The organism is Qipengyuania seohaensis (assembly GCF_002795865.1).
Classification (GTDB): domain Bacteria; phylum Pseudomonadota; class Alphaproteobacteria; order Sphingomonadales; family Sphingomonadaceae; genus Qipengyuania; species Qipengyuania seohaensis.
On the sequence record NZ_CP024920.1, the window covers coordinates 2349061 to 2367891 of the forward strand.

Here is an 18831-nt window from a genome sequence, read left to right on the forward strand (position 1 = left end):
GATACAGGCGATGACCGGTACCGGCGAACAGAAGCTGAGCTTCGACGAATTCATTACGCATTGGGCCAGCGAACGGCCCGACACCGTCGTTCTGGAAGAAGGTGACGATGCGATCACCTACGCCGAATTCGAGAGGCGCAGTCGCAAGATCGTGGCTATGTTGACCGCACACGGCCTGACCAAGGGCGACCGGGTCGCTTGGCTCGGCAAGAATGCGCGCCATTATTTCGAACTGTTCTATTCCGCCGCCCGTATGGGCGTGGTCATGGTGCCGATCGGCTGGCGCCTGGCCGCTCCGGAAGTCGCTTATATCCTCAAGGATACAGGGGCGAAGATCCTGTTCCTTGGCGAGGGGTTCGAGGACATGGCCTCCAAGGCTGTCGCCGAACTGTCCGAAAAGCCCGAAGTTATCGGCCAGCAAGCGGCCATCGCCGTCATCGATCAGGCGGAGGAAGCAAGCTTTGAGCCGGCAGGCCCCGATGACGCGGTACTCCAGCTTTATACCTCGGGCACGACCGGCAATCCCAAAGGCGCGGTTCTCACCAATCGCAACCTGTTCTCGCTTCGCATTCCGAGCCAGGAAGAAGGCCAGCCGTGGTCCCTGTTCGACGAGGATGAAGCGATCCTCGTTTGCATGCCGTGCGCCCACATCGGCGGGACGGGGCTGGGCGTCATGGCGATGGGGGCTGGTATCCGCTCTATCGTGCAGGCCGAATTCACGCCGGACGGGGTTCTCGACGGGTTCGAGCAGGGCATTACGCGCCTGTTCATCGTTCCGGCTGCCTTGCAGATGGTCGTCCAACATCCTCGGGCAAAGACGACCGACATGTCTGCGGTCAAATATGTGCTCTATGGAGCGGCACCGATCCCGCTCGACCTTTTGCGCGAAGCGGTGCGCACCATACCCGAGGCGGGATTCCTGCAATGCTATGGCATGACCGAAACTACCGGGACCATCGCAGCGCTTCCGCCTGAAGATCATTCGCTCGAGGGGAACGAGCGCATGAAATCATGCGGCAAGGCCGTGGCCGGCGTAGAACTCAAGGTCATCGGGGAGAACGGCCAGGAACTCCCCCGCGGTGAGGTCGGCGAACTGATTTGCAAGAGCCCCTCAAACATGGCGTGTTACTGGAACCTGCCGGACGCGACGGAGAGCTCGCTCAAGGACGGCTGGATGCATACCGGTGACGCCGCCTACATGGATGCGGACGGCTACGTTTTCATCCAGGACCGCATCAAGGACATGATCATTTCGGGCGGCGAAAACGTGTACCCGGCACAGGTCGAAAGCGCCATCTACGGCCATCCGAGCGTCGGCGAAGTCGCAGTGATCGGCGTCCCCGACGACACCTGGGGCGAGGCGGTGAAAGCCTGCGTCGTACCCAAACCGGGGACCCAGATAGACGAAGCCGACATTATTGCCTGGACGAGTGAGCGTCTCGCAAAATTCAAGGTTCCCAAGAGCATCGACGTCATCGACGTGATGCCGCGCAATGCCAGCGGCAAGATCCTGCGAAAGGACTTGCGCGCCCCTTACTGGGAAGGGCGAGACCGGCTGGTGAATTGAGCTTGCTGCGATGAAACGCCACGCGCCTGCAACTGCACGCAATTCAGGCCCGCTCGCCGACGTCCTGGCCGGAGAACTTCCGGATCGGGGTAAGGTTCTCGAAATCGCGAGCGGGTCGGGGGAGCACGCCGTCTTCTTTGCCCGTCGCTTCCCACGCTTGCGCTGGCAGCCGAGCGATCTCGACCCGGACGCGCTCGCATCGATTGATGCGTGGGCAGCCGAAGCGGGGCTGGGCAATCTGGAACAGGCGATTGCGCTTGATGCGGCGGATCCCGATTGGGACGTCGGTGCAGTTGCAGCGATCTTATGCGTGAATATGGTCCATATCAGCCCCGCTTCCGCGAGTGAGGGCCTCCTCCGAGGTGCGGGCATGGCGCTGAGCGGCGAAGCGCCGCTGATTTTATATGGACCGTTTTTTGAAGGGGGTTTCGAGCCGGCCCGTTCGAACATCGATTTCGATCGCAGCCTGCGCGCCCGTAATGCCGATTGGGGAATTCGTCATGTCGAATGGCTTGACGGATTAGCCACGAAACATGGACTGGTTCGTAAAGCGCGCCATGAAATGCCGGCCAACAACCTCGTCCTGGTTTATCGCAAGAACTGAAACGAAAACGCCCGCCGTTTGACGGGCGGGCGCTTACTGATCGCGGTCTGCAAAAACAGCGTCAGTCGATTGCGCGTTCCCCGGCCTTACCGACGGATTTCACGTCTTCGCCAAGGCCTTTCACCGTGTTGCAGGCACCAAGCGCAGCAGTCATGGAGAGGGCAGATGCAATCAAAATCAGGCGTTTCAGCATGGGAGCGATCCTTTGGTTGTCAATCGATCGCGTCTTCACCAGCTTCGCCGACCGATTGGATATCTTCACCCAGGCCCTTTACGGTGTTGCAGGCAGTGGCGGCAAGACACATCGTGGTGAGACCCACGGCGAGCATCAGTTTCTTCATCATGGTATTCTCCTTCGCCCGAGGACCTCTCGGACTGGCTCCAATACCACAAAAAACCGCCCTGTAGAGACGCCGTTCCTGCAACCTACCCCTTGGAGCAGGGCAATTCGCCGCCCATATGCCGGCGATGAAGGGGTTCCTTACGTTTGCGAGCGAGGCGGAAATCGTCGCCCTTTGGGGTGCCGCGTGCATCGCTGTGGCGCTGGTCGCCCTGATAATGGAGCGCCGGCGTTCGAAGCGCACCAGCATCGATAATGTCGGCTGGGTACCCTGGACGGGACTTTTCCTGACGTTCGCCGTCCTGGGCGGCGCACTGCTGGTTGTTTCGATCCCCGCTGTAATCAGGGGATAGGGCTGCCCGTTAGAGGCAGGCTTCCAGATACGCCTGGTCGAAGCCGAACTGCCGAGCTTTCTCGAGCGTGTAGGGGCGCAGGCCGCTGGAACGGAACTCGCCCATGATCTTGCCGTCCTCGCCCTCGTCGAGATATTCAAACTTGAACAGTTCCTGCGTCACGATCACGTCGCCTTCCATACCGATGACTTCGGTAATGTTGGTGGTACGGCGCGAACCGTCGCGAAGACGCTTCACCTGCACGATCAGGTCGACGGATTCGGCGATCTGACGCGAGATTGCTTCTTTAGGGATCTTGATGTCGCCCATCAGGATCATGTTTTCCATACGGCCGAGGCACTCACGCGGACTGTTGGCGTGAAGCGTACACATCGAACCGTCGTGGCCGGTGTTCATGGCGGCGAGAAGGTCGAAACATTCCGCGCCACGGATTTCGCCCAGGATGATGCGGTCAGGACGCATACGCAGGGCGTTCTTCACGAGGTCGCCGATGGTGATGGCACCCTGGCCTTCAAGGTTCGGCGGACGCGTTTCCAGCGGCAGCCAGTGGGGCTGCTGCAGGCGGAGTTCGGCGGCGTCCTCGATGGTGAGCACGCGCTCGCCCGGGTCGATCATCTTCGACAGGGCGTTGAGCATCGTCGTCTTACCCGAACCCGTACCGCCCGAAATCACGATGTTCATGCGGCAAGCGCCGGCAATCTTGAGCGCGGTGCACATCTTCTCGCTCATCGAACCGAAGCCCTGGAGCATGTCCAATGTGATCGGTTTCTCGGAGAACTTACGAATGGAGATCGCGGTGCCGCGCAGCGAAAGCGGCGGCACAATGACGTTCACACGGCTACCGTCCTTCAAGCGGGCGTCGGCAAGCGGGGTGGTCTGGTCGACGCGGCGGCCGACCTGGTTCACGATGCGCTGGGCAATCTGGAAGAGATGTCCCTCGTCACGGAAGCGGATCGGCGCAAGGATCAGCTTGCCGCCTTTTTCAATGTAGGTCTGGTCCGGACCGTTGACCATGATGTCGGATACGTCGGGATCGTTGAGCAGCTCCTCGAGCGGACCGAAGCCGAGCAGTTCGTCGACCAGGACTTTCTCGAGTGCGAACTGTTCGCGGCGATTAAGCGTGACCTTTAGTTCGGCCAGCACTTCCATGATGATCGGGCGGAATTCTTCCGACAGTTCATCCTTGGTGAGCGTAGCAGCCGCTTCGGGGTCGACGCGTTCGAGCAGGCGCGGAAGGACCTGTTCCTTGATCTTGTGAACGCTGGCTTCAAAGCCGCCGACTTCGCTGTCGCCGGAGTGAGTTGCGTTCATTCGCTCGGACAGACGGGCCATGGCCTCGCTGTTGCGATCCGTGGGTGCGCCGTCGGCGGCAGGTGCGCCTTCTTCGGGAAGGGGAGGAAACTGTTCGCCGCCTTCGGCTGCATCGTCGCCAGCGGACTTGGAACCGCCAGCGCCGCCGCGCATGGGCTTTGCCACGCCAAACTGCGGACGAGCGCCGGATCCCATACCGCCAGCACCGTTCTTGCGTCCGAATGCACTCATGCCAAACCCCCGAGGCTCACTATCCATATGACGCGCTGGTTTTGCCGAAAGGATGGCAAATCACGTCTTTGCGGTTGTGGTGAATAATTCGGAAACCTTGATTTTTTCCTAATGTTGGGGGGTGGGAGAGGACCACGAGATGCTTGACGACCCACCCGACTTACCGCAGCCAAGGCGAGCCGATAATTTTCAATTTCCTGCGCAAGTTAACCTTCTACGAGCAATTTCCTCATGCCCAAGAGAATTGGTCTGAAAACTTTAAGTAACATACGAAGCGGCGTGGCCCTAAGGGTCATTTCTGGCGGGCTTTCATTATTATCGATAATATTTATTGCGATCATAATAACGGAAAAAGCTGATGACATAAAGAATGTGGATGTAAAAAATTGGGAGTATATTTTATATGGCTCTTTATTGTACGCTCTATCTCTTTTTGTGTCTTCTCTGTGTTTTCCGCATATACTGCGGGCACTTCAAAGAGGTGTCAGAACGGCGCCGATGGTAATTATCGGACTGGTTAGCCAAATTGGTAAGTATGTTCCGGGTAACGTTGCGCAATACCTCGGCCGAGGAGCGATGTCTAAAGCTCTAGGAGTTCCATTGCGCGAAACAGGATTCGCAAGTTTAATTGAACTGGCATTCGCGTTAGTCAGCGGGATTGCGATCGCCTTTCTTACGCTCTCATACGATGTGCGTGTCACCCAATTGTTGGATGACTATGAGAACGTATCTGCCCTTGGAGTTATTTTATCTGTATTACCGATAATGTTACTGGCCATATGGCTATCGCATGCGAAAATATCAATTGCGAATATTTTACAAATATTTGGGTTGGTATTTGTCTCTCAAATTATCGTTGGTTTGTCTTTTTATGTCGTTTTACGTAGTTTAGGGGGCGAAATTCCGCCGATGGCTGCGATCGGTATATTTGTCGCCGCTTGGATTATAGGTTTCTCTGCGCCGGGAGCCCCTGCTGGTATCGGACTCCGCGAGTTGGCGATGGTAGCGCTGCTTTCTTTGTTTGCCGACGCCGCCTTTGCAATCACGGTATCTCTGATTCATCGAACCATGACCATCGTTGTCGATGCAATTGTTGCGGCGGCTGGAGTCACCTATTTGTCGACACGAAACCAGCACTCATCATCAGTGGGCAGTCCTGATCGGGATAAGGTGATCGACGATGAGTCTTGAAGGCCTAAGGTTGGGTTCTTTTTCTCCTCGTCGAAGAGTTGGCCAAATTTTCAAGAATTCTTGAAAAGCAGTCGTATCGAAGTTGGCTAACCTCACATTGGTAGCCAAGCCTTCGTCTCGTTCGGTTTCCGAGCGAAGGACCAAGCAAGGCTTGTCTAGGAAATAAGCTTCTTCCTGGATACTCCCACCGTCGGTCATCACGAAATCGCAATTATCTAGTAGTCGTACAAAGCCCGGGTGATCGGTAAGCTTTTGCAACGTAATGTTGTTGTTTGTTAGAAGCTCTTCCATCCAACCGTATTTTAAGAGTCTACGTTCTGTAGGATCATGCAGGACGAAGACCACATGCTTTGTGGTGGCCACCTCCTGCGCCGCATCGATAACAAATCGTAGATTTTGCTTGTTGAGAATCGTCTCGACTCGATGGGTGGTCACTAAAGCAAATGGTTCGTCCGGGATCGGCTGCGCACTCTCTTGTGTAAGGGCGTACTCCAGCGCTTCGACGTTGGTGTTCTGCGGCAGCAAAACTGATTTCTCTTCAAGCCCCATCTTTCTCGCATTTTGTAGGGCGAAAGTGCTTGGTACAAACAGGAGATCCGAAAAGTGCATGCAAAAAATGCGGACCAGTTCTTCCGGGAAAGGGCGGAAAATTCGGAAAGAGCGAAGTCCCGCTTCAAGGTGCACGACCTTCTTGCCTGCACGCTTTGCGAGCAGCAGAGAAAGGAAGGTGGTGGGTGTATCACCGTGAATAATGCACCATTGCGATTGCGGGTCGAAAATTTCGCGCTGAACTCTTCGCTTTTGGAAAAGAGCGACGAGAAGCAGTTTCAATGACCAGATCACCGCGTGGCCAATTGAGGTAACGTTGCCGTCATTTGCGAGAATCACCTCAGGATCGTCCACATCAAGAGCGGCACGAATGGCAGGCGACAGCGCTGCGTGCTGTCCCGTGTCGATAAGCCGATAAGGTATATTCTGGAGGCGCAATTCACGAAGAACCGGCGCCGTTTTTATGTACTGGGCCTTGGTTCCAATAACGACTTCAATAGGGGCAATATTTCGCATGATCTTTTCAGGTCAGTGTTTGATCGAGAAGCTGGTTTGTCATCATCGGACGAGAAGCAGTTCTGATAGCTATCAGAACCCGGTCCAATAGGGGCGAGGTGGCGGAGCATGTGTCGGTTTAGCAATGTTGTCGCCCCAGGTCAGCGCTGCCGGGGCACCGTGTGTCTCGGCTAGTACTATCTGGCCGCGCTGCAATTCAATCACGTCGCCCGTTTCCATATCCATGCCCTCGACAAGCACATGGCCACTTACGGTATAGGGCCCGGGCACCCGGACGTTCCATGTCGCCTGCTCGCCGGGTTCCAGTTCCTTTCCCGCGAGATGAACTGGTCCCCAAAATGGAATGTAGCTTTCCCGAAGTGCGTCTCGATCCGCCGCAAAGAAGGCCGTGGTTTCGGCTTCGTGATCCAATGCGCCTTCAAAAGCGGGATCGGTGGCCAGCACGAGCGGTACTGCCTTTGCGGCCATTACGTCTGCATACCTTGGTACTTCATTGTGCCAGTATCGGTCTTGTCCCACCAAGGTGGTGAAGTGGTTCTCCTTTTTCAGCCAACCGGCCATACCATTGGCATCAAAGTAGCCGTAGCGATTGGGCGCTATGCTCTGCACTCCTTTGAGCAGCGCCATCTGGTTCTTCAGAGTTTGTCTTTCCTCCAGAGACCAGACAGCCCCCGCGTTGAGAAGGATAAGAACTCCTAGGAAAGCGGGCGAATATCGCTTGCAGAACCACTCGAATACAGGTGCGCAGGCAACCGCAAGGGGGGCTAGGAGGTAGGCATAAAAATACGGCGCTGTGTTGTGATAAAACGCAAGGGAAAGCACCGGTAACCAAAATCCCCAGATCGCGTATTTATCGTGCCGCATTTCTTTGTTCTTGATCAGCAAAACGATGGGAGTGATCAATATGGCTATGGCTAGGGGGAGGCTTAAAATAGCGGCGATAGGGATAACTGAGTAATATGGCAGATCGCCAAAGCCGAACATCACCCTCAACGACAAGCTCACAACTTCGGTGGGATCAGCTTCTTTAACGGACTGGGAATGGAAATATATGCCAGCCATCCAAATCACTACGGTCAAACCAACGAATAGAACGAGGCTCTTAAGAGTCCCGATCTTTCCATTGGATTTCGACAAGCGATATAATGCCACTCCTGCGAAAATCGGTGCGAACAAAACCACCTTTATTGTTAGCATAGAAGCCAGCGCTGTGATGGTGGCTCCTATGGCCAACCATGCAAATCGAAGATCGGTTCGCAACAGCACCGATGCGCCTAGTAGGAGCCCTCCCGCTGCAAGAGTGTCAGCTCTGTAGGAGGCTCCATGTTGCAGCACATACCCTGCGCCCAAGTAAGACAAGCTGCAAACAAGTGATGTGGATCGCGACGCGAAGGCGCGTGTGCAGAGAAAAATTGAAATTGCTGCAATCAGCAGAGTTGCAAGCCCACCGATCCGCAATATCAAGAATTGCGACTTTATATCTGACGTTAAGCCTGGCACCCACGAATAAATGCGAGCCATAAAAGTCTGGAAAGTTTGGGATAATTCTCCTGAGAGAAGGTCGTATATCAAAGAATGATGATAAAACTCGTCCCAGTTTATTGCGCGATTAAATGCGATATCACCGTGCATAAATAGCAATAGTACTATGCAAGGCAATAGTGTCCCGGTCGCTAAAGCCGCATCCGGTCGAGACCTAGATAGGTCGCCTGTGGGCGACATTCGCTGTCGATGCAGAGGCTTCATACTCACAACGTATTTTCACCTTCGCGGCTGTTTAGCTCGAGTAGTTCACTTTCTTCCTTTTGAGAGATCTGATCACGCAAATCCCGCACTTCGAGCAGTGTCGTTTCGATCATCTTACGATTTGCGGCCGTGAGATCGGCTAACACCCCGAGCATGCAGAACAAGGCACCAACTATCATGATGGCACTTCCGATGACGAGGGATTGAAGGTGACCATTTCCGTCGCCTTGAAGGTAGAACCAGAGGAAGCGCGTGATTGGAAGGATGCCGACCAAACTCAAAAAGAGTCCTGTGGTCACGAAAACGCGCAAGGGATTGTATGTTGTGTAGGCTCGGCCAATCGTGATCATCTGGTTGACGATGAAGCGTGGAATCGACTTAAAGAGGCGCGATGGTCGTTTGGTCTCGTGGGTTCGGACGGGGACGCTGGCAATCGCCATCCGCTTACGCCCCGCCTGAATCAGCATGTCTGTGGTATAGCTAAACTCTGTCGTAATGGTTAGCCGCTTCGCAGCATCTCTGCTAAAGGCACGGAAACCACTTACAGCGTCATTGATTTCGGCCTTGGATAAGCTTTTGACTAAGAGACTGCCGAGACGCTGCAACTGGCGTTTGAAAACGCCGAAGTGCACATTGTCGGAAACACCCCGGTCGCCCACAGCAATATCGGCAGTGCCATTAATAATCGGTCTGACGAGCAGGTCGATGTCCGCTCCTTCGTACTGGCCATCAGCATCGGTGTTTACAATGACATCGGCACCCTCGCTGAGCGCCTTGCTCACACCGCTTTGGAAAGCTGCAGCCAAGCCACGATTTCGGCGATGCCGAACGATATGATTTATTCCTGCCGCACGTGCTTTCTCAACGGTGTCATCGGTGCTGCCGTCATCAATGATCAGGATTTCGATCGCATCGATCCCGTCGATTTTGGAGGGCAACTTACTGATTGTGTCGCCTATCGTGTCCGCCTCGTTCAGACACGGGATCTGAATGATCAATTTGGTCATCGCACGAAAAGCCCCCCCAAGCACCCTATAAACATATTCCCGCTTGCCTTGAAGAAGTTTGGTAAATGGCTGGTAAAGATCCGTCGCGATGGCAATGACGGTCCCCCCAGTCTAGTGAGCCCATTCATCCCGAATTTCCAAGGCTTTCCTCCCATGCAACATTCCGAACGTAGCGGCATCCTGCTCGCCCTGTGCGGGTTTGCGTTGCTCAGCGTAGGGGATGCGGTGATCAAGACGATGGCCGGGGAATGGTCGCCGCTTGCGGTTGCGTGTGTGCGCTTCGCTATCGGGGCTACGGGGCTTTCGGCTTTGTTGGCCATGACCGAGGGGCCACAAGCATTCAGGCCGGCCAATCCGAAGCTCCAGTTTGCTCGCGGGGTGTGCCTCGCCGCCGCGTCGTTGATGTTCTTCTCGGCAATCTTCGTGATGCCGCTTGCGACAGCCATGGCGCTGGCATTCGTGTCGCCAGTGATCGTTGCGGTCCTCTCGGGCCCACTGCTCGGCGAAAAGGTGCGCCCTGCCGTCTGGCTGGCATCGCTCGTTGCGCTGATCGGGGTGGCGCTGGTCCTGCGGCCGAACCTGACCGCCCTCGGGCTGGTCGCGCTGTTGCCGCTGGCGTCCGCTTTCTTTTTCGCGCTCATGGTCATCGCCAATCGTGCCAGTGCAGGGCAGGGGAGTGCCCTGTCGATGCAGGTTTTCATGCAGGTAGGCGCCATGCCGGTCCTCCTGGTCGCAGCCCTGGGAGGGCATTTTTCCGGCGTGGAAGCGCTAAGGGTTACGATGCCGGACTGGTCGGTCATTGCCCGCTGCGCGGTGGTTGCAGTGACTGCGAGCAGCGCTCATTGGCTTGCCTACATGGGCACCCAACGCGCAGGGGCATCGACAATCGCGCCCACGACCTATGTGCAGATGCTGGTGGCGACGAGCCTGGGCTGGTGGTGGTTCGGCGATGTGCCGGATCTGATGACATTGCTGGGAGCGACGATAATCATCGGCGCAGGATTGATACTCTGGTGGAGCACGCCGCGCGCCTCCCGACCCGAGAGCCGTTGATCGCTCGGCAAAATCAACTAAGTCACGACCGCGTCATTGTTTTGGAGCAGTCTGTATGTGCGGAATTATCGGGATTGTCGGCAAGGAACCGGTTGCTGAGCGGTTGGTCGACGGCCTGAAACGCATGGAATACCGCGGTTATGACAGCGCGGGTATCTGCACCATCCACGATTCTAGCCTGATCCGCCGCCGGGCGGAAGGAAAATTGTCCAATCTCGTCAGTGTTTTGGCGGACAGTCCCGCCGCGGGCGATGTAGGTATCGCGCATACGCGATGGGCGACGCACGGCGCTCCGACGGCAAAGAACGCTCACCCGCACGCGACCGAGCGCGTCGCGCTCGTTCACAACGGCATCATAGAGAACTTCAAGGAACTGAAGGCCGAACTGATCGCGGATGGCCGGACGCTGGAGAGCGAAACCGACAGCGAGGTGGTGGCTCACCTTGTCTCGCGTCGGGTAGAAAATGGTGAAACGCCAAGCGAGGCGGTTGCCAACGTCCTGCCGCGCCTGCGGGGTGCTTTCGCGCTTGCCATCGCGTTTCGCGACCATCCCGACATGCTCATCGGAGCGCGTCGCGGTTCGCCGCTCGTCGTTGGGTACGGGGACGGAGAAACCTACATCGGATCCGACGCCCTGGCGCTGGCGCCTCTCACGCAGCAGATTACCTATCTCGAAGAAGGAGACTGGGTTGTCGTCACTCGTGACGGGGCCGAGATCCATGATGACGAAGGCAAGGTAGTCGAACGCGAGATCAGGACCTCCGGGGCTTCTGCGGCTGCGGTGGAGAAGGGCAATTACCGCCACTTCATGCAGAAGGAGATCTTCGAGCAGCCGACGGTGGTTGCGCAGACGCTCAGTTCCTATCTGCGCCAGTCGGACAATTCCGTCGCCTTGCCGCAATTCGATTTCGACATCTCGTCGATCCGCCGGGTAACCATCGTCGCCTGCGGAACTTCCTATTATGCCGGAATGGTCGCGAAATACTGGTTCGAACAGTTCGCCCGCGTCCCTGTCGATATCGATGTCGCCAGCGAATTCCGTTACCGGGAGCCAGTGCTGGAGGAGAACGGGCTTTCCCTGTTCATCTCGCAAAGCGGTGAGACCGCGGACACGCTTGCTGCCTTGCGTCACTGCAAGGAGCAGGGGCAGACCATTGCCGCTGTCGTCAATGTCCCGACCAGTTCCATGGCCCGGGAGGCGGATCTCCTGCTGCCCACCCATGCCGGTCCCGAAATCGGCGTTGCTTCGACCAAGGCTTTTACCTGCCAGTTGGCAGTCCTGGCTGCGCTTGCAGCGCACATGGCCGTCACCAAAGGCCTGATGAACCGGGAAGAAGAGCAGCGGGTCGTAGAACACCTCCTGGAAGCGCCTGCATGCCTCAACGCTGCCCTCGATCACGACGATGACATCGCATCGATGGCCCACCTGATCGCACCGGCGCGCGATGTGCTGTATCTCGGTCGAGGCCCTGATTTTCCCATGGCCCTCGAAGGTGCGCTGAAACTCAAGGAAATCAGCTACATCCACGCCGAGGGCTATGCCAGCGGCGAGATGAAGCACGGCCCGATCGCGCTGATCGACGACGAGGTTCCGGTTATCGTTCTCGCGCCGTCCGGCCCCCTGTTCGAAAAGACAGTGTCGAATATGGAAGAGGTACGCGCACGCGGAGGGCAGATCGTGCTCATTTCCGATGCGGAAGGCCTGGAACAAGCGGGTGAAGGCTGCATGGCAACCATCGAAATGCCGAAGGTCCATCCCCTGATTGCGCCCCTGGTTTACGCGGTTCCTGTGCAGTTGCTGGCCTATCACGTAGCCTGCGTGAAAGGCACTGATGTCGACCAGCCCCGCAATCTCGCGAAATCCGTTACTGTCGAATAGCTCCCAGGACCGAGGTTTCTCTTTTCCGTCTTAGGTTTACGTGCGGCTAACCTTTCGAGGTTAATCGTGCGAGTGTGAGCCAGACGATAGAAAACCAACCGATTAATGCAGAGGAGCTGACTGCACGTCAGGTCCTTGGCATGTCGAACGTCCAGGGTTCGGACTGGTCCCGCATTCACGGTCATCAATATTCGCTGGTGGCGCGTCGTGCGTTTGTCCGTGCGTTGTTCCACATGATCGCCTTCGCCCTGGTTGCCTACGCCACCTATTCCAAGGTGCCTGCCGTCATACTGGTGACCTGGGGCTGCGCGCTTTCACTCAGCATCGCCCATGCCTTCATCCTCGATCGCAAACTCAGGATCGCGGAAGCAGGTCGCTTCGATCCCGAAAACGTGCGGGCACACGCCATGTCTTCGGCAAACAAGGGTGCTGTCTGGTCACTGGGGATCGTGGCCCTGTGCGCATTGGGCGCCGCGAGCGACCTCATTACGATCTGGATAATCCTGTGCTTCCTCGTCGTCTCGACAGTGACGAGCCGGTACAGTGTTCCGCTCAGCACGATAACATTCCTCCTTGCCGCATCGGTCGGTCCGCTTCTGGTCTCACTGATGAACGGTGATGGCCTGCTTGCCGCTATGATCGGAATGACCATGATGATCGGCACTTTGGGCACCTTCGAGATGGCGCGCATGCGGGTCGGCGCACGCCTGTCCGAACTGGTGATGCAGGAAAAGAGCGAAGTCGTGTCGATGCTGCTGCGCGAATTCGAAGAGGGCGAAGCCGACTGGCTTTGGCATATCGATACCGCCCGCAAATTGCGAAATGTCAGCCCGAGGCTGGCATTCGCACTCGGGAGCACTCCTGCGGCAGTCGAAGGCCAATACTTCCTGAAACTGATTTCGGGCGACAATTGGGAAGCGGGGAATTTTCCAGCCAGCCTGCGCGAATTCTCCGAGAAACTGAAACAACGCGAAAGCTTCTCCAACCTCACTGTCAGCGTCGTCATCAATGGCGAACGGCGGTATTGGGAAATCTCCGGTACGCCGGTCCTGGATGAGAAGGGCGTCTGGCGCGGTTTCCGCGGCGTCGGTTCCGATGTTACGGTCAAGCATGAGAGCAGCGAGAAGATCGCGTATCTTGCGCGCTACGACACGCTGACCCAGCTTCCGAACCGGCTGATGCTCAACGAAACGCTGCGCGACGCCCTGGCATATGCGGACAAGTGGCGTTCGCGCTGCGCTTTCCTGATGATCGATCTGGACCGCTTCAAGGCAGTGAACGATTCGCTTGGTCATCTCATCGGCGACAAGATGCTGGCCGAAGTGGCCGGCAGGCTCGCGCCGCTGATGGATGAAGGAGAGACGTGCGGCAGGCTGGGCGGGGACGAATTTGCGATCGTCGTTCGCGATGCGTCGGACAGGCGGCGCATCGACACTCTCGCCAAGACGGTCATCGCGGCGCTCTCCGCGCCGTACCATGTCGAAAACCATGTCCTTTACGTTGGCGCGAGCGTCGGTTCGGCCTTGGGACCTCGTGATGGCAAGAGCGTGGAAGAACTGCTGCGCAATGCGGACCTCGCGCTCTACCGCGCGAAGGACGAAGGCGGCGGCATCCATTGCGAATACCAGCCCGAACTCCACGCTATCGCCGAAGAGAAGCGTCAGCTGGAGTTCTCGCTTCGCAGCGCGCTCGAGAACGACGAGATGGAAGTCCACTACCAGCCCGTGGTCGATGCCACGAGCGAGGATGTGGTCAGCTTCGAGGCCTTGTTACGCTGGAACAGCAAGGTGCACGGGTTCGTCAGCCCGGTGAAATTCATCCCCCTGGCAGAAGACACGCGACTGATCGTGCCAATCGGCACTTGGGTACTCAACGAGGCCTGCCGCGAAGCCGCCAGCCATTGGCCGGCGCACGTGAAGGTAAACGTCAACGTCTCGCCCGAGCAATTGCTGGAGCCCGATTTCGTCGGAACGGTGGTCAGGGCCTTGTCGCACAGCGGCTTGCCTGCCGAACGGCTCGAGCTCGAGGTGACGGAGAGCATATTCCTGCGTGACGCAGGCGTCGTGCGAAAGGCGCTGGAACAGTGCCTGGCGCTCGGTTGCTCGGTTGCGCTGGATGACTTCGGTACCGGCTACTCTTCGCTCGGCTACATTCGCAAGATGCAGTTCACGACCATCAAGGTCGACCGGATGTTCGTCCAGGGCGCGGCGCAGAACAGCCCCGAAAGCCTTGCGATCATTCGTGCCGTTGTCGCCATGGCCGATAGTTTGGACATGACCACCACGGCAGAGGGTGTGGAGACCGAGGAAGAGGCGGAACTGATCCGCCGTTTGGGATGCACGAAGATACAGGGCTATCACTTCGGACGCCCGATGCCGGTTTCGGAAGTTCGGAAGATCTTCGCCAGAGACGAAGCGCGATCGGCGTGATCAGGCGTCCGCGAGAGACCGGATAGCCGCCTCGAACAATGCCAGACCGTCTGTCCCGCCATGGGCCGCATCGACTGCGCGCTCGGGGTGGGGCATCATGCCGAGGACGTTGCCCGCCGCATTGAGCACGCCCGCGATATCACGCTGCGACCCGTTGCAATTTTCCATGTAGCGAAACGCAACACGGCCATCGCCTTCGATCCGGTCGAGGGTTTCGTTGTCGGCGAAGAAATTTCCGTCGTGATGCGCGACCGGGATGCTGATTTCCTGTCCTGCGTCATAGCCGGATGTGAAAATCGACTGCGTGTTTTCCACCCTCAGGCCGACATTGCGGCAGATGAAGGTCTGGCCCGCATTGCGCATCAACGCTCCGGGCAGGAGGCGCGCTTCGGTAAGGACCTGGAAGCCGTTGCAAACGCCCAGAACCGGGACGCCGCGCTCTGCTGCGCGCACGATCTCGCGCATGATAGGGCTGTTCGCCGCCATCGCGCCTGAACGCAGGTAGTCGCCGTAGGAAAAGCCGCCCGGCAGGGCGATGAAGTCCAGCCCCTCTGGAAGCTGCGCATCACCATGCCAGACGCGGACCGGTGCCGAGCCGGAAACCTGTTCGATCGCAACCGCCATGTCGCGGTCGCAATTGGACCCGGGAAAGGTAACGACAGCTGCGCGAAAAGCCATCAGTCGAGCTTCTCGATGCGGTAGTTCTCGATCACCGTATTGGCGAGGAGCTTCTCGCACATTTCGGTGAGGGCCTCGTCGCTCGTGTCGTCGGCCACGTCGAGGTCGATCGTGCGGCCGATCCGGGCGCTTTCTACGCCGGAGAAGCCAAGGCCTTCGAGCGCGTGGTGCACCGCACGGCCTTGCGGGTCGAGGACGCCGGGCTTGAGGCTGACAAGGACGCGGACTTTCATGAGCAATGCCTTTGATCGCAAGGATTGGATTTCTTGCGCGCGCCTATGCCGTGCCCCGGCCAGCGAAGCAAGTCGCCGACCGGGGTTTCGGGCAGATTATCGGGACGAGGGAAGGGCCATCTCCCCTCTTATTGTCCGGGCTTGGGTACGATGGCGATCTCCAGCGCTTCGCTGGCAACGAGATACTTCTCGGCGAACGCTTTCACGTCGGCGGTGGTGACCGACCGCAGGATCGATTCGTAATTGCGCACCCGATCAAGGCGATCGCTTTGGAGTTGGGCCGCTTCCAGCGATCCCAGCCAGTACCCGTTTTCACGCCGGTCCTTGGCAAGCTTTTCCAGCAGCGGGTTGCGTGCCCGGGACAGCAGATCGTCGTCGATGCCATTCGAACCCAGGTCCGCCGCGATCTGCGCGATGGTTTCGAAGACAAGGTCCTGGTTCTCGGGAGCGACAATGGCTGCCGCGATCAGATAGCCGAAGTTGTCGAAGGTGTCGGACATCTCCAACCCGGCCATCGGAGTATAGGTTGCGCCGAGTTCCTCCCGCAACGTTTCCAGCAGGCGAAGACGCAGCGTTTCTGCAGCTAGGCCTCCGACCACCTCCTCGCGGAAGTCATCATCGTCAGTGGTCGGCCAGTAGACCTGCACCATACCCTGATCGGCAGCGCCGGAATGGTAGAGAGTGCGCTTGCTCCTGTCTGCTGCAAAGCTGACCTGGCGTGCTTCGGCGAAGCTCTGACTTTCGAGCGGTCGCTCCGGCAGGGCGCCGAAAGTCTTGGCCACGGCATCGATGATTGCCTGTTCGTCGATATCTCCGACCACCACGATCTCGATAGGCGAATTGCCGAGGTTCGGCGAAACGGCATTGCGAAGATCGGCCAAGGTCGTGTCGAGCAGCACGTCCTCGCTCTGCGCCCCGAAGCGCGCATCGCCATTCGCCACGATACGGGGAACCTGCGATCCTGCCACGGCCTGGGGATTGGCATCGAGGCGCGCGATATACGGCGGGATCAGCGCCTGCCACTGCGCTTCGGCTTCCTGGCGGTATCCGGGCGAAGTCAGGAATGCGGCAGCAATCTGCATCTGGGAAAGGAAGTCATCCGCCTTGGTCGAGCCGGGGATGTGGAAGTGATCATTGGCGGCGAAAATGCCGTACCTCACATTGCGCCCGGCGAAAATGCGCTGCAACTCGTCGAGGTCGTGCGCTTCGAGCCCGGCCGTTGCCGAGACAGCATTGAGCATCGTCGACGCCGCAGGTTCGGCGTCGCCGATCGCCAGTTCGCCCGCTCCGATCCGGACATGGAAGAGTATCTCCTTGTCCTTGAAATCGGTCTTCTTGAGGTTGAGCATGACATTGTTGCCAAACCGCACTTCACGGTAGTCGAGATCATCGACTTTTCGGTCCGACACGACAGTCCCTTCCGCGCCGAAATCTTCGTAAGCGAAGGCAGCGGTCACTTTCTCCTCCGGCGCTGCCACGGCGACTTTGGTAGAAGCGTTATAGGCAGCCAGGATCGTGTCTTCCCCACCTTCTATTTCCTGCTTGGTCGCTATGTGGACCAGCGGCGCCGAACCTACGAAGGTGCCGCGGAAGGTTTCGTGGATCTTCTCCGGGGTCAGTTCGCCGCGGACGCTTTCGAACACGGCGAGGCGGGTGGCTGGCGTCGCGAAAATCTGTTCGTCGCGCACGGTGGCGAGAATTCCGTCTGCGAGTGCCTGGCTAGGGCGCGTAGCCTGCCGTTCCGCACCATTGCGCAGCGCGGTTTCCAGGTTCGTCAGGGCTTCATCGATTTCACTCTGGGTGAAACCATGCAGGGTGGCGCGGCGCACCTCCTGTTCCGCAGTCGCCAGTGCTTCGCGCCATTGCCCGTCCTTGGCCACGAGCTGGATGTTCGACTGCACTGCCCGGTCGAAGAAATCCGAAGTTGCGAGACGTCCGCCCAGGATCGACCCTTCCGGATCGCGCGCCAGGTTCTGCAGGCGGCGATTTACGACCATGGAGGCCAGTTGAAGCTGCAGCGATTTGCGTCCCTGCTCGACCGTGCTCAGCTTACGCTCGTATGGAGCGAGGCGGTCGATCTGGACGATGTAGTTCACTGCCGGATCGACGAAGTAACCAGCCTGCGCCGGTCGATCGAAATCGATCTCGCCGCGCTCGCTCTCGATTATCGCGCTGGCGGGCTTTTCCCAATCGCCGAAGCGTTCGCGAACCATGCCTTCGATTTCGTCAGGCTCGACATCTCCGACCACGATCAGGGTTGCGTTGTCGGGCCGGTAGAAGCGCTCGTAGATACCGCGGAGTTCGTCTGCGGTGATCGATGCAGTTACAGCAGTCTCGGTGGGATGGCTGATGTTCTCGGCGAAGGGCGTGCCCGGAGCGATGAAGCTCTGGTACGCTCTACCGAGACGTCTGTTGTAGGTGTTTCGCGTCTGGATTTCGGACTGGAGGATACCGCGCTCGCGATCAACCGCCTCGGGGTCGAACGTCAGTTCGGAGCCGACTTCGCGCATCAGCATCAGCCCGGTGCCGATCAGCTCGGCGTCATTACGCGGCAGGCTCAGCTTGTAGGTGGTGTCTTCGAAAAAGGTGCTGGCGTTCGTGTCTGCCCCGAACTTGAGACCCTCTCGTTCGAGCAGCTTGATCATCTCCCCTTCGGGAATGTTGGTCGAACCGTTGAATGCCATGTGCTCGATGAAGTGCGCAGCGTTGAATTCGCCCTCCTTCTCGTCGATCCAGCCGATGTCGAAATTCATGCGCAGCACGACTTCGTCTTGCGGCGTTTCATTGCGCAGGATTGCGTATTTCATTCCATTGTCGAGAATGCCGTAACGCACGGCCGGATCGGCCGGCACATCGTACACCGGGAAGTTCCAGCCCGTCAGACCGGTCCGCGCGGGAAGGCCCAATTCCACGCCGGAAGTGGCTGCCGTGGTCGAAGCGACAGGAGCCGTGGTGTCGGAGTACGTGGTGCATCCAGCCAGCGTCAGCGCGATCAGCGGTGTGGCGACGAGAATCCTGCGGATGGAAGAATTTTTCATAGTGCGTCCCTGTTCTTACGCCGCACCAAGCGGCAGTCCCGACGCCAACTGTAACTCGTCGATTTCAAAGAAGAAGTCCCGGTTCGTCTCAATTCTACTGATTTTC

The 18831-nt window shown here is 57.9% G+C and carries 16 protein-coding genes; 7 read left to right on the forward strand and 9 right to left on the reverse strand.

The genetic code is table 11. The features are described 5' to 3' along the window. Positions 1–10 precede the first annotated feature (10 nt). Together CVE41_RS11550 and CVE41_RS11555 are read left to right on the forward strand one after the other, a co-directional pair. Positions 11–1567 (forward strand): fatty acid--CoA ligase, encoded by a 1557-nt coding sequence (locus tag CVE41_RS11550; protein ID WP_100260791.1) that lies wholly within the window; start codon positions 11–13, stop codon positions 1565–1567. Positions 1568–1577: 10 nt separating this feature from the next. Next, positions 1578–2171, forward strand: coding sequence for a DUF938 domain-containing protein (locus CVE41_RS11555; protein WP_100260792.1), 594 nt, complete (start codon positions 1578–1580; stop codon positions 2169–2171). Between the two features lie 61 nt (positions 2172–2232). On the opposite strand, the gene CVE41_RS11560 is transcribed toward CVE41_RS11555, so the two are convergent. Both CVE41_RS11560 and CVE41_RS11565 read right to left on the reverse strand, forming a co-directional pair. Further along, positions 2233–2364 (reverse strand): entericidin A/B family lipoprotein, encoded by a 132-nt coding sequence (locus CVE41_RS11560; RefSeq protein ID WP_100260793.1) that lies wholly within the window; start codon positions 2362–2364, stop codon positions 2233–2235. 19 nt (positions 2365–2383) lie between these two features. After that, on the reverse strand, positions 2384–2515 hold the full coding sequence (locus tag CVE41_RS11565; RefSeq protein ID WP_100260794.1) for an entericidin A/B family lipoprotein: 132 nt from the start codon (positions 2513–2515) through the stop codon (positions 2384–2386). Positions 2516–2639: 124 nt separating this feature from the next. Here CVE41_RS11565 and CVE41_RS11570 point away from each other — a divergent pair, with 124 nt between their 5' ends. Continuing rightward, the gene (locus CVE41_RS11570) at positions 2640–2864 is read left to right on the forward strand and encodes a hypothetical protein (RefSeq protein ID WP_232725683.1); all 225 of its coding nucleotides are present in this window, start codon (positions 2640–2642) and stop codon (positions 2862–2864) included. A 9-nt stretch (positions 2865–2873) separates the two neighbouring features. Here the strand turns inward: CVE41_RS11570 and CVE41_RS11575 are convergent, their stop codons facing one another. Next, positions 2874–4406 (reverse strand): CpaF family protein, encoded by a 1533-nt coding sequence (locus CVE41_RS11575; protein WP_198507658.1) that lies wholly within the window; start codon positions 4404–4406, stop codon positions 2874–2876. A 231-nt stretch (positions 4407–4637) separates the two neighbouring features. Between CVE41_RS11575 and CVE41_RS11580 the strand changes: the two genes are divergently transcribed. Further along, positions 4638–5597: a lysylphosphatidylglycerol synthase transmembrane domain-containing protein gene (locus CVE41_RS11580; protein ID WP_100260796.1), complete on the forward strand. Its 960-nt coding sequence runs from the start codon at positions 4638–4640 to the stop codon at positions 5595–5597. Here CVE41_RS11580 and CVE41_RS11585 read toward each other — a convergent pair. The 3 genes from CVE41_RS11585 to CVE41_RS11595 form a co-directional block, all read right to left on the reverse strand. Further along, on the reverse strand, positions 5550–6662 hold the full coding sequence (locus CVE41_RS11585; RefSeq protein ID WP_100260797.1) for a UDP-N-acetylglucosamine 2-epimerase: 1113 nt from the start codon (positions 6660–6662) through the stop codon (positions 5550–5552). The two genes, CVE41_RS11580 and CVE41_RS11585, sit on opposite strands and share 48 nt — an antisense overlap. 72 nt (positions 6663–6734) lie before the next feature. After that, entirely contained in the window at positions 6735–8294 is a 1560-nt protein-coding gene (locus CVE41_RS11590) for a hypothetical protein (protein ID WP_100260798.1), read from the reverse strand. A 116-nt stretch (positions 8295–8410) separates the two neighbouring features. Continuing rightward, complete coding sequence (locus CVE41_RS11595; RefSeq protein WP_100260799.1) at positions 8411–9415, reverse strand: glycosyltransferase family 2 protein; 1005 nt, start codon at positions 9413–9415, stop codon at positions 8411–8413. A 153-nt stretch (positions 9416–9568) separates the two neighbouring features. On the opposite strand from CVE41_RS11595, the gene CVE41_RS11600 reads away from it, so the two are divergent. The 3 genes from CVE41_RS11600 (at position 9569) to CVE41_RS11610 (ending at position 14776) form a co-directional block, all read left to right on the forward strand. Continuing rightward, positions 9569–10468 (forward strand): DMT family transporter, encoded by a 900-nt coding sequence (locus CVE41_RS11600; protein ID WP_100260800.1) that lies wholly within the window; start codon positions 9569–9571, stop codon positions 10466–10468. A 55-nt stretch (positions 10469–10523) separates the two neighbouring features. Next, positions 10524–12347 carry a glutamine--fructose-6-phosphate transaminase (isomerizing) gene (glmS, locus tag CVE41_RS11605; RefSeq protein WP_100260801.1) on the forward strand — a complete coding sequence of 608 codons (1824 nt, stop codon included), beginning with the start codon at positions 10524–10526 and terminating at the stop codon, positions 12345–12347. 140 nt (positions 12348–12487) lie between these two features. After that, positions 12488–14776 (forward strand): putative bifunctional diguanylate cyclase/phosphodiesterase, encoded by a 2289-nt coding sequence (locus CVE41_RS11610; RefSeq protein WP_100261503.1) that lies wholly within the window; start codon positions 12488–12490, stop codon positions 14774–14776. Here the strand turns inward: CVE41_RS11610 and purQ are convergent, their stop codons facing one another. The 3 genes from purQ to CVE41_RS11625 form a co-directional block, all read right to left on the reverse strand. Then, entirely contained in the window at positions 14777–15454 is a 678-nt protein-coding gene (gene purQ / locus CVE41_RS11615) for a phosphoribosylformylglycinamidine synthase subunit PurQ (RefSeq protein ID WP_100260802.1), read from the reverse strand. Further along, on the reverse strand, positions 15454–15687 hold the full coding sequence (gene purS, locus CVE41_RS11620) for a phosphoribosylformylglycinamidine synthase subunit PurS (RefSeq protein ID WP_090482207.1): 234 nt from the start codon (positions 15685–15687) through the stop codon (positions 15454–15456). The genes purQ and purS overlap by 1 nt, the downstream gene beginning before the upstream one ends. Before the next feature lie 128 nt (positions 15688–15815). Then, entirely contained in the window at positions 15816–18725 is a 2910-nt protein-coding gene (locus tag CVE41_RS11625) for a M16 family metallopeptidase (protein WP_100260803.1), read from the reverse strand. Between the last annotated feature and the right edge of the window lie 106 nt (positions 18726–18831).